12 protein-coding genes are annotated in these 10,816 nt (G+C 67.1%); 11 read left to right on the top strand and 1 reads right to left on the bottom strand.

What is annotated here, in order from left to right:
* Positions 1-16: 16 nt before the first annotated feature.
* The 9 genes from soxY to LOS8367_RS17255 all read left to right on the top strand — a co-directional run bounded on the left by soxY (position 17) and on the right by LOS8367_RS17255 (position 8,436).
* Complete coding sequence (gene soxY / locus LOS8367_RS17215) at positions 17-439, top strand: thiosulfate oxidation carrier protein SoxY (RefSeq protein WP_085897778.1); 423 nt, start codon at positions 17-19, stop codon at positions 437-439.
* Positions 440-462: 23 nt separating this feature from the next.
* A complete protein-coding gene (gene soxZ, locus LOS8367_RS17220; RefSeq protein WP_085897779.1) occupies positions 463-792 on the top strand; it encodes a thiosulfate oxidation carrier complex protein SoxZ in 330 nt (109 codons plus the stop codon).
* 31 nt (positions 793-823) lie between these two features.
* Positions 824-1,684 (top strand): sulfur oxidation c-type cytochrome SoxA, encoded by an 861-nt coding sequence (gene soxA, locus LOS8367_RS17225; RefSeq protein ID WP_085897780.1) that lies wholly within the window; start codon positions 824-826, stop codon positions 1,682-1,684.
* Between the two features lie 88 nt (positions 1,685-1,772).
* The gene (gene soxB / locus LOS8367_RS17230; RefSeq protein WP_085897781.1) at positions 1,773-3,467 is read left to right on the top strand and encodes a thiosulfohydrolase SoxB; all 1,695 of its coding nucleotides are present in this window, start codon (positions 1,773-1,775) and stop codon (positions 3,465-3,467) included.
* Between the two features lie 38 nt (positions 3,468-3,505).
* A complete protein-coding gene (gene soxC / locus LOS8367_RS17235) occupies positions 3,506-4,765 on the top strand; it encodes a sulfite dehydrogenase (RefSeq protein ID WP_085897782.1) in 1,260 nt (419 codons plus the stop codon).
* Complete coding sequence (locus LOS8367_RS17240) at positions 4,749-6,074, top strand: c-type cytochrome (protein ID WP_085897783.1); 1,326 nt, start codon at positions 4,749-4,751, stop codon at positions 6,072-6,074. The genes soxC and LOS8367_RS17240 overlap by 17 nt, the downstream gene beginning before the upstream one ends.
* 109 nt (positions 6,075-6,183) lie before the next feature.
* Positions 6,184-6,615, top strand: a complete 432-nt coding sequence (locus LOS8367_RS17245; RefSeq protein WP_085897784.1) for a DUF302 domain-containing protein — start codon at positions 6,184-6,186, stop codon at positions 6,613-6,615.
* Positions 6,616-6,618: 3 nt separating this feature from the next.
* A complete protein-coding gene (gene hemA / locus LOS8367_RS17250; RefSeq protein ID WP_085897785.1) occupies positions 6,619-7,842 on the top strand; it encodes a 5-aminolevulinate synthase in 1,224 nt (407 codons plus the stop codon).
* Positions 7,843-7,854: 12 nt separating this feature from the next.
* A complete protein-coding gene (locus LOS8367_RS17255) occupies positions 7,855-8,436 on the top strand; it encodes a rhodanese-like domain-containing protein (RefSeq protein ID WP_085897786.1) in 582 nt (193 codons plus the stop codon).
* 27 nt (positions 8,437-8,463) lie between these two features.
* Here LOS8367_RS17255 and LOS8367_RS17260 read toward each other — a convergent pair whose 3' ends face one another.
* Positions 8,464-8,937, bottom strand: coding sequence for a DsrE family protein (locus LOS8367_RS17260; RefSeq protein ID WP_242665636.1), 474 nt, complete (start codon positions 8,935-8,937; stop codon positions 8,464-8,466).
* A gap of 228 nt (positions 8,938-9,165) precedes the next feature.
* Here LOS8367_RS17260 and LOS8367_RS17265 point away from each other — a divergent pair, with 228 nt between their 5' ends.
* Positions 9,166-10,563 carry an MBL fold metallo-hydrolase gene (locus LOS8367_RS17265; RefSeq protein ID WP_085897787.1) on the top strand — a complete coding sequence of 466 codons (1,398 nt, stop codon included), beginning with the start codon at positions 9,166-9,168 and terminating at the stop codon, positions 10,561-10,563.
* A gap of 8 nt (positions 10,564-10,571) precedes the next feature.
* The coding region (locus LOS8367_RS17270) for a beta-lactamase hydrolase domain-containing protein (RefSeq protein ID WP_242665637.1) at positions 10,572-10,816 on the top strand (245 nt) is incomplete at its 3' end.

A 10,816-nucleotide genomic window follows, 5' to 3' on the forward strand; every position in this document is an offset into this window, starting at 1 on the left:
GCAGGAGAGGAGAGAAATGAGTTTTTCACGCAGACACACGCTGGCCATCATGGCTGGCAGCGGCCTCTCGGTGATGCTGGGCGGGCGCATGGCGCTGGCCACGCCGACCGAGGAACTGATCGCCAACTTCACCGGCGGCGCTGAAATCACCGGCGAGGGGCTGACCCTCACCGCGCCCGAGATCGCCGAGAACGGCAACACCGTGCCGGTCGAGGTCGACGCCCCCGGCGCCGAGTCGATCATCCTTCTGGCCACCGGCAACCCGAACCCCGATGTGGGCGTGTTCCATTTCGGCCCGCTGGCGGGCGCGCAGATGGCCTCGACCCGGATCCGCCTTGCCGGCACGCAGGAGGTCGTCGCCATCGCCAAGATGTCCGATGGCAGCTTCGCGCGTGCGGCGCAGGAGGTGAAGGTCACCATCGGCGGCTGCGGCGGCTGAGTTCGGGACAAGGAGCAAGAGACATGGCAGAGAACGTCACCCCCCGCGTCCGCGTCCCCAAGGAAGCCGCCGCCGGAGAGGTCATCACCATCAAGACCCTGATCAGCCACCCGATGGAATCGGGTCAGCGCAAGGACAAGGAAGGCAACCTCATCCCGCGCTCGATCATCAACCGCTTCACCTGCACCTTCAACGGCGAGACCGTGATCGACGTGGCGATGGAGCCCGCAATCTCGACCAACCCGTATTTCGAGTTTCAGGCCAAGGTGCCCGAGAGCGGTACCTTCACCTTCACCTGGATCGACGATGACGGGTCGACCTACGAGGACACCAAGGAGATCGCCGTCGCCTGACGGCTCGAAGAGGGCAAGGGAGGAGACCTTGATGAGACAGACGCTGAGGACCGGCGCCGCATGGGCGGCGCTCGGGCTGGCCGGGTCGGCCGCCCTTGCCACCGCCGCGACGGCGCAGGAGGCGAACCTCGTCATCAACGACGAGATCGAGATCGTGACCCGGGCGCCCGCGCCCGAGCACATGGAATACATGAGCGAGGTCGTCTCGGGCTGGGAATACCGCTCGCCCGAGACCCAGGCGCTGCAGATGGATGATTTCGAGAACCCCGGCATGATCGGCGTCGACAATGCCCGCGCCGATTTCGAAACCGCCATGGGTCCCGACGACCAGTCCTGCGCCTCGTGCCATGAAAGCCCCGAGGCGCTCGAGGGCGTGCGCGCGGTCTATCCCAAGTGGGACGAGGCCAAGGGCGAGGTGCAGACGCTGGAAATGCAGGTCAACGAATGCGTGACCGAGCGCGCCGGGGCGGAGCCTTGGGACTATACCGGCGACCGGATGACCGAGATGGTCGCGCTGATCTCCTCGGTCTCGCGTGGCATGCCCGTCAACGTGGCGATTGACGGCCCGGCCCAGGAAACCTGGGAGCAGGGCAAGGAGATCTACTACACCCGCTACGGCCAGCTCGAGCTCGCCTGCGCGAATTGCCACGAGGACAATTACGACAACATGATCCGGGCCGACCATCTGAGCCAGGGCCAGATCAACGGCTTCCCGACCTACCGGCTCAAGAACGGCGCGCTCAACGCGGTGCATGACCGGTTCAAGGGCTGCGTGCGCGACACCCGCGCCGAGACCTTCGCACCGGGCAGCCCGGAATTCGTGGCGCTGGAGCTCTATGTCGCCTCGCGCGGCAACGGTCTCTCGGTCGAGGGACCCTCGGTCCGCAACTGACCCTTCGCACCCCGCCCGGCTTTCGCCCGGCGGGGTGCTTTCGCCTGAACATATTCAATAATACGCATCCGATGACAGGGAACCGCCCATGATCGCCCGCCGCCACTTTCTTCAGGCCGGCCTCGCCGCCTCCGCCCTCTGGGGCGCCTCCGGCTTCGGCAACTGGTCGCGGCTCGCGGCCCAGCAGCGGCTCAGCCAGAAGGACCTGATCGGCACCGGCGGTCCGGGCAATGTCACGCTGATCCACATCACCGACATTCACGCCCAGACCCAGCCGATCTGGTTCCGCGAGCCCGAGATCAATCTCGGTGTCGGCGAGGCGCAGGGCCTCGTGCCGCATGTCACCGGCGCCGCCTTCCGCAAGCTCTATGGCATCGAGGACGGCTCGCCGCTCGACTACGCGCTGACCTATGACGATTTCGTCGCGCTGGGCCGGGAATACGGCAAGATGGGCGGGCTCGATCGCATCGCGACCGTGCTCAAGGCGATCCGCGCCGAGCGGCCCGACGCGCTGCTGCTCGATGGGGGCGACACCTGGCAGGGCTCGCTGCCCGCGCTCAGGACCGAAGGCGCCGACATGGTGCGGCTGTTCAATGCGCTGGGCACCGACGCGATGACCTCGCATTGGGAATTCACGCTGGGCATCGACCGGGTGAACCAGATCGTCGAAAACGAGCTCGATCCCGCCTTCCTCGGCGCTAACATCTTCGATGCGACTTGGGACGAGCCGGCTTACGAGCCCTTCAAGATGTTCGAGCGCGGCGGTACCTCGATCGCGGTGATCGGCCAGGCCTTCCCCTATCTGCCGATCGCCAACCCGAGTTGGATGTTCCCGGATCTCAGCTTCGGCGTCCGCCAGGAACGGATGGCCGAGGTGGTGCAGGAGGCACGCGACGCCGGCGCCGAAGTGGTCGTGGTGCTGTCGCATAATGGCTTCGACGTGGACCGCAAGATGGCCGCGCAGGTGCCCGGCATCGACCTGATCCTGACCGGCCACACCCATGACGCCCTGCCCGAGCCGGTGCTGGTCGGAAGCACACATCTCATCGCCTCGGGCAGCCACGGCAAGTTCGTCTCCCGCGTCGATCTCGACGTGCAGGACGGCGCGCTCAAGGGGCTGACCCACCGGCTGATCCCGATCTTCTCGGACGTGATCGCGCCCGATCCGGAGATGACCGCGCTGGTCGAGGAGACCCGCGCGCCGTTCAAGGACGAGATGGCCGAGGTGCTGGGCACGACGGATTCGCTGCTGTACCGGCGCGGCAACTTCAACGGCACCTGGGACGACCTGATCTGCAACGCGCTGATTTCCGAGCGCGAGGCCGACATCGCGCTCTCGCCCGGCTTCCGCTGGGGCGCCTCGCTGATGCCCGGCCAGGAGATCACCCGCGAGGACGTCTTCAACGCCACCGCGATGAGCTACCCCGAGGCCTACCGCTCGGAGATGACCGGCGAGACGCTGAAGCTCATCCTCGAGGACGTCGCCGACAACCTGTTCAACCCCGACCCCTACTACCAGCAGGGCGGCGACATGGTCCGCGTCGGCGGCATGGGCTACCGGATCGACATCGCCCAGCCACAGGGCAGCCGCGTCACCGAAATGACGCTGCTATCGTCGGGCGAGCAGATCGATCCGTCGAAAACCTACGTCGTGGCCGGATGGGCCAGCGTCAACGAGGGCACCGAGGGCCCGGCGATCTGGGACGTGGTCGAAAGCCACATCCGCAATCAGGGCACCGTTTCCATCGACCCCAACACAAGCGTCGACGTGGTGGCCGGATGAGCCGCCCCGCCGACATGGACGACAAGAGGACTCCGAGCATGAGCAAAGATCCCGCCCCCTCGCGGCGCGGCTTCCTGACCGGCGCGCTTGCCGCCGGCGGCGCGATCGCGGGCAGCCGCGTGGCGGCGCAGACCCCCGATCCGGCGATCACCGAGCTGCAGCCCTGGATGCAGTATCTGGGCGACGGCGTCGACGCGCGGCCCTACGGTACGCCGTCGAAGCACGAGGCGCATGTCATCCGGCGCAACGTCGAATGGCTGACCGCCGATCCGGTCTCATCGGTGAACTTCACGCCCCTGCACGAGCTCGACGGGATCATCACCCCGAACGGGCTGTGCTTCGAGCGACACCATGCCGGCATCGCCGAGGTCGACCCGGCCGCGCACCGGCTGATGATCAACGGCCTCGTCGACAAGCCGCTCGTCTTCACGATGCAGGACCTGATGCGCTTCCCGCGCGAGAACCGGGTTTATTTCCTCGAATGCGCGGCGAACTCGGGCATGGAATGGGCCGGCGCCCAACTCAATGGCTGCCAGTACACCCACGGCATGATCCACAACGTCATGTATACCGGCGTGCCGCTGCGGCTTCTGCTCGAAGAGGCGGGGGTCAAGACCAACGGCAAGTGGATCATGCCGGAGGGCGCGGACGCGTCGGCCATGACCCGCTCGATCCCAATCGAGAAGGCGATGGATGACTGCCTCGTCGCCTTCAAGATGAACGGCGAGGCACTGCGCCCCGAGCAGGGCTACCCGGTCCGCCTCGTCGTGCCCGGCTGGGAAGGCAACATGTGGATCAAGTGGCTGCGCCGGATCGAGGTCGGCGACCAGCCCTGGCACCACCGCGAAGAGACGTCGAAATACACCGACCTTCTCGACAACGGCATCGCCCGTCGCTTCACCTGGGAGATGGATGCCAAGTCGGTCATCACCAATCCCAGCCCCCAGGCGCCGATCCTGCATTCCAAGGGGCCGACCGTGCTCACCGGCGTCGCCTGGTCGGGTCGTGGCACTATCCCGCGCGTCGACGTGACGCTGGATGGCGGCAAGAACTGGCACGAGGCGCGGATGTCGGGGCCGAGCTTCGACAAGTCGATGCACCGTTTTTACTTCGAGTTCGACTGGGACGGGAAACCGCTGCTGCTGCAAAGCCGCGCGCATGATTCCACCGGCTACGTGCAGCCCACCAAGAACGACCTGCGGGCGATCCGTGGCGAAAACTCGATCTACCACAACAACGGCATCCAGACCTGGCATGTCAACGAACGCGGCGAGGCGGAAAATGTCGAAGTTTCTTAAGATCCTCGCACCCGCCTCCGCCGGCACGGCGAGCGTGCTGACCCTGGCCTACGTGCTGGCCGACCAGTTCGTGGTCGACATGCCGGCGCCGGCGCGCGTGTCATTCGTGGCCGCCGCCAACGCGCAGGAGACCGAGGCCCCCGCCCCGGCCGCCGAGACGGTCGCTCAGGCCGCCGCCGAGGCCCCTGCCCCCGCGCGCGATGGCGGCTACGGGCTGGGCCGCGAAGCGCTGCCCGAGGAGATCGCCGCCTGGGACATCGACATCCGCCCCGACGGGCAGGGCCTGCCGGTGGGTTCGGGTGACGTCTGGACCGGCGAGGAGGTCTTCGTCGAGAAATGCGCCTCCTGCCACGGCGATTTCGGCGAGGCGGTCGGCCGCTGGCCGCAGCTCGCCGGTGGTCAGGGCACGCTCGAGCGCAAGGACCCGGTCAAGACCATCGGCTCCTACTGGCCCTATCTCTCGACCGTCTGGGACTACGTGCACCGGGCCATGCCCTTCGGCGACGCCCAGTCGCTCACGCCGGACGAGGTCTACGCGATCACTGCCTACCTGCTCTATCTCAACAACATCGTCGAGGACGACTTCGAGCTGTCGAACGAGAGCTTCGCCGAGGTCGAGATGCCCAATGCCGAGGGCTTCAAGCCCGACGACCGGCCCGAAACCGAGCTGACCGCCTTCTCCGGCGAGGCCTGCATGGAAGGCTGCAAGGACGAGGTCGAGATCACCATGCGGGCCGCCGTGCTCGACGTGACGCCGGGCTCGGACGAGGGTGACGCGGATGTCGAGGACACCGCGATCGAGGTCGAGGAGCAGGCCGCGGCGCAGCCCGCGGATGCCGAGCCCGCCGAGGAGGCAGTGGCGGGTGACCAGCCCACGGCGCCGGAAGATGCGGCTGTCGCGGGTGAGGCCGATGCGGCCTCCGTCGAAGGCGCCGACGCAGAAGCGGCTCCGGCGGAGGCGGTCGTCGAGGCGAGCGCCGGACCCGATCCGGAGCTGGTCGCGGCCGGCGAGCGGGTGTTCAAAAAATGCGCCGCCTGCCACCAGGTCGGCGAGAACGCCAAGAACCGCAGCGGCCCGCAGCTCAACGGCATCGTCGGGCGCACCGCCGGCACGGTCGAGGGCTTCCGCTACTCGGGTGCGCTGGAAGAGGCCGGCGCGGACGGGTTGGTCTGGGATCACGAGAGCCTCGCGGGCTTCCTCGCCGATCCGCGCGCCTATCTGAAGGGCACCAAGATGTCCTTCGCGGGCCTACGCAGCGACGAGGACATCGCCGCCATCACCGCCTTCCTCGAGGCGCAGGGCGAATGAGCCATTCCGGGGGGCCCGCGCAGGGCCGCCCGCATCGCCGCCTTGGGCGGCAGTAGGGAAACGGCCGGGCCATGCCCGGCCCGACCCGCAACAGGGGAGGAGTAAGGCCATGAGACGGATCCTTTTGGCGGCGCTGGCCGCGTTTGCGGGCGGGGTCGCCTCGGCGCAGGAGGTGGTCACCTATCCCTTCGACGGCAGCTTCGAGGACGCCACCTTCAGCGTCGAGAGCGCCATCGTCGGAGAGGGGCTGGTGGTCGACTATGTCAGCCGCGTCGGTGACATGCTCAACCGCACCGGGGAGGACGTGGGCAGCGACGTGACCATCTTCGATGCCGCCGACGTGCTCCTGTTCTGCTCGGCGGTGGTGTCGCGCAAGGTGATGGAGGCCGATCCGGCCAACATCGCGCACTGCCCCTACGGGATCTTCGTCACCGACAAGGACGGCGCGGTCGAGATCGGCTACCGGGCGATGCCCGATGGCCCGATGCAGGAGGTGCAGGCGCTGCTCGACGGCATCGCCAAAGAGGCGGCGGGGCAGTAGCGGGTGGCCTTCGACAGCTTCTTCGCCGCCGAGCTCGACCGTCTCAGATCCGAGGGCAACTATCGCCGCTTCGCCGAGCTGGAGCGCCATCGCGGCGCCTTTCCCGCCGCCACCCGCCATGACGGTGCCGCGCCCTCCGAGGTGACGGTCTGGTGCTCGAACGACTATCTCGGCATGGGCCAGCACCCGAAGGTGCTGGCCGCGATGCACGCGGCCATCGACGAGGTCGGCGCGGGCGCGGGCGGCACGCGCAACATCTCGGGCACGACCCGGCACCACGTGGCGCTTGAGCGCGAGCTGGCCGACCTGCATGGCAAGGAGGCGGCGCTTCTCTTCACCTCGGGCTACGTGTCGAACTGGGCGGCTCTGGGCACGCTGGCCGCGCGCATTCCCGGCTGCATCGTGCTGTCGGATGCGGGCAACCACGCCAGCATGATCGAGGGCATCCGCCACAGCCGCGCCGAAAAGGTGATCTGGAAGCACAACGACCTCGCCGATCTGGAGGCGAAACTCGCGGCCCTGCCAGCAAATGCTCCGAAGATCGTCGCCTTCGAGAGCGTCTACTCGATGGATGGCGACATCGCCCCCATCGCAGGCATCTGCGATCTGGCCGAGCGCTACGGCGCCTTGACCTATCTCGACGAGGTGCATGGCGTCGGCCTCTACGGCCCGCGCGGCGGCGGGGTCGCCGAGCGCGACGGGCTGATGGGGCGCATCGACGTGATCGAGGGTACGCTGGGCAAGGCTTACGGCGTGATGGGCGGCTATATCGCCGCCTCCGCCGCCTTGTGCGATTTCGTGCGCAGCTTCGCCTCGGGCTTCATCTTCACCACCGCCCTGCCCCCCGCCGTCGCTGCCGGCGCGCAGGCGGCGGTGCGCCATCTAAAGACTTCCGACGCCGAGCGCCGGTTGCAGGCCGAGCGGGTGACAAGCCTGCGCGCCCGGCTCGACGCGGCGGGCATCCCGCACCTGCCTAACCCGAGCCACATCGTGCCGGTGATGGTGGGCGATCCGGTGAAATGCCGCTGGATCTCGGACCTGCTGCTCGACGAGTTCGGCATCTACATCCAGCCGATCAATTACCCCACCGTGCCGCGCGGCACCGAGCGGCTGCGCATCACGCCCTCGCCGGTACATTCGGAGGCCGATCTCGACCGGTTGGCTTCGGCGCTGGAAGCTCTGTGGGACCGCTGTCGCATCGCCCGCGTGCCGATGGCCGCGCAATAAGGGAGACCGATCATGATCCGCCTTGCAGCCCTCCTTGCCCTCATCGCCGCACCTGTGCTCGCCGAGCCGGTCGGCATCGACGCAGACCGGATGTCGGTCACCGTCGAGACGCCGGACGGGCCGATCGAGATCATGCGCGAACAGGATAACGAGGCGGTCATCACCGGCGACTTCGCCAAGACGTCGCGCGCCTGTCCGCCCTTCTGCATCCAGCCGATGACCCCCGCCGAGGGCGTCACGACGATCGGCGAGCTGGAGCTGCTCGACATGTTGGAGGATCCGGACGCCGTGGTGATCGACAGCCGCACCCGCGACTGGTTCGAAGGCGGCACCATTCCGGGGGCGATCCACCTGCCCTGGGACGTGATCACCGACAGGTTGGGCGAGCTCGACTGCGAGCCGGATTTCGAGGGCTGGGACTGTTCGGAGGCACCGCGGGTGGCGCTGTTCTGCAACGGCCCGTGGTGCGGCCAGTCGCCCACCGCGATCCGCACGATGATCGGCGCGGGCTACCCCGCGGAGAAGATCAGCTATTACCGGGGCGGCATGCAGGTCTGGCGGTTGCTCGGGCTTACCGTCGCAGCAGGGCGCTGAGCCGCGCGAGGCGGCCCAGCGGCGGGTTCACGGCTTGACGTAGGTGTAGCCCTGCCCCTGCAGGTAGCTCAGCTCGGCCACGCCCGAGGGGACGATCTGGTCCTCGAACACCTCGAACAGGTCCTCCTCGTAGCTGATGTCGCGGCCGGTCAGCGTGTTGTTGCACACCAGGAAGACGACGTTCTGACCCCGCAGGCTGGTCACGTCCATCTGCAGCGGCTCGTTCTCCATCGCGTTCTGCAGCAGCCCGACCCCGTTGCCATGCAGGACCACCTTGACCTCGATGTTGTCGCGGCCCACGGCGTTGATGTGGTTCTGCACGTTGCGCAGCGCGCCGCGATAGGCCTTGTCGTCCTCGCCGCCATTGCCGTTGATGTGGTAGACCACCTTCTGCTGGCCATAGCGATCGCTGTCCTGCGCGGCGGCACTCCCCGCCGCCAGCAATGTCAGCACCGCAAATCCGGCAGCCAACACGCCGCGCATCCGTTTCAGTATCGTCATCTCGTCCTCCCTTGAGCGGGCATGGGCGGCATGCCCTACCGCGCCGAACAAGACGGCGCTCCGCCGCGCCGACTCCGGCTGCGCCCTTTTGACGCATTCACACATTCAACTACGTATAAACCTTCTGTCCACCCCTCTTCCCGTTGCAGGCGGACACGCGCCGTCTCCTGGCACCACCGGAACCCTGTCCGAAGCATTCCCGTTTTCGCATGTGAAGGAGGACCAGCCATGACCCTGCGCTTCGAACAGATTCTGGCCGACGGCGTCGCCGAATGCTCCTACCTCTTGGGGGACGACGCCGCGCATGTCTGTGCCGTGGTCGATCCGCGTCCAGACGTCGACATATACTTGGAGGCGGCGCGGCGCTTCGGCCTTGCCATCACCCATGTGTTCGAAACCCACATCCACGCCGACTTCATGAGCGGCGCGCGCGAGTTGGTCGACCGGCTCGGCGGACAGGCCAAGCTCTATGTCAGCACCGAGGGCGGCGCGGAGTACGGCTTCGACCACGAGACTGTGCGAGACGGCGACGAGTTCCGGTTTGGCGGGCTGCGGATGAAGGCGCGCTTCACCCCCGGTCACACCCCCGAGCACATGTCCTATTTCCTGTATGACGGCGACACCGAGACGCCGTGGGGCGTGCTATCCGGAGACGCCTTCTTCGTCGACAGCGTCGGTCGGCCCGACCTGATGGGCGACGACCAGACCGAGGAATTGACCGAGAAGCTGTTCCACACGGTGCGCGACGTGTTCATGGCGCTGCCAGACGACGTGATCATCTATCCCTGCCACGGCGCGGGATCGGCCTGCGGCCCCGATATCGGCGACCGCATGTCCTCGACCATCGGCTACGAGCGGCGCTTCAACGACTACGCGAAGATCGAAAGCCTCGAGGAGTTCAAGAAGGTGATGCAGACGGACGCCCCACCGGTGCCGACGCATTACCCCCGGCTGAAGAAGGTGAATGCAAAGGGCCCCGAGGTGCTGCGCAACCTGCCCCGCGTGCCTCCCCTCACGGTCGAGCGGTTCGCCAAGGCCACCGAGGGCGGCGCGCAGATCGTCGACACCCGCGACATGATGGATTTCGGCGCGGGCCATGTGAAGGGCAGCCTCAACATCGGTGCGCGGCCGGAGCTGTCGGTCTGGGCCGGATGGCTGCTGGATCCGGAAAAGCCCATCTACCTCGTTCTGCACGAGGATGCCGACCTGCCCGGCGTGGTGAAGCTGCTGTGGCGCACAGGCTTCACCGAGTTCGGCGGTTATCTTGCCGGCGGCATGAGCGCCTGGCGCGAGGCGGGGCGCGATTTCGCGCAGATCCCGCAGATCTCAGTGCATGAGTTGAAGGACGCGCAGGACATAACCCCGCTGGACGTTCGCAAGCCCGATGAATGGGAGGGCGGCCACCTGCCGGGCGCGACGCACGCTTTCCTTGGTGAGCTGCGCGAGAAGATGAGCGATCTCGACCGTAGCAAATCCTATGCGACCTACTGCGCCAGTGGTTTCCGCGCCAGCATCGCGGCAAGCCTGCTTGCGGCGCACGGCTTCGAAACCATCCGCAACGTGCCGGGCAGTTGGAAGGCGTGGAGCGCCGCCGGCTACCCGGTCGAAACCCCCGAGCAGAAATGAGGACCAAGATGGACAACGTCGTAGAGATCGACAGCAATCATAGCATCGCCCGCTTCGCCCCGGACGAAGCCGCGCTTCGGAAAGCGGCCGAAGAAGGTTTCCGCAGCGTGGTGAATTTCCGAACCACGGACGAAAAGCAGGAGGTCGCCCCCGATGAAGAACGGCGCATCGCCGAAGAGGCCGGGCTGACCTACCTGCATCACCCGGTCTCGCCCGACGCGCTCGACGATGAGTTGGTGGACGATTTCCGGCG

The organism is Limimaricola soesokkakensis (genome assembly GCF_900172345.1).
In the GTDB taxonomy this organism is placed as follows: Bacteria; Pseudomonadota; Alphaproteobacteria; order Rhodobacterales; family Rhodobacteraceae; genus Limimaricola; species Limimaricola soesokkakensis.

Coding starts and splice junctions, on each gene's coding strand:
- soxZ (WP_085897779.1), top strand. CDS start 463: ATGGCAGAGAACGTCACCCCCCGCGTCCGCGTCCCCAAGGAAGCCGCC.
- soxA (WP_085897780.1), top strand. CDS start 824: ATGAGACAGACGCTGAGGACCGGCGCCGCATGGGCGGCGCTCGGGCTG.
- soxY (WP_085897778.1), top strand. CDS start 17: ATGAGTTTTTCACGCAGACACACGCTGGCCATCATGGCTGGCAGCGGC.
- soxC (WP_085897782.1), top strand. CDS start 3,506: ATGAGCAAAGATCCCGCCCCCTCGCGGCGCGGCTTCCTGACCGGCGCG.
- soxB (WP_085897781.1), top strand. CDS start 1,773: ATGATCGCCCGCCGCCACTTTCTTCAGGCCGGCCTCGCCGCCTCCGCC.
- LOS8367_RS17240 (WP_085897783.1), top strand. CDS start 4,749: ATGTCGAAGTTTCTTAAGATCCTCGCACCCGCCTCCGCCGGCACGGCG.
- LOS8367_RS17265 (WP_085897787.1), top strand. CDS start 9,166: ATGACCCTGCGCTTCGAACAGATTCTGGCCGACGGCGTCGCCGAATGC.
- LOS8367_RS17260 (WP_242665636.1), bottom strand. CDS start 8,937: ATGACGATACTGAAACGGATGCGCGGCGTGTTGGCTGCCGGATTTGCG.
- LOS8367_RS17255 (WP_085897786.1), top strand. CDS start 7,855: ATGATCCGCCTTGCAGCCCTCCTTGCCCTCATCGCCGCACCTGTGCTC.
- LOS8367_RS17245 (WP_085897784.1), top strand. CDS start 6,184: ATGAGACGGATCCTTTTGGCGGCGCTGGCCGCGTTTGCGGGCGGGGTC.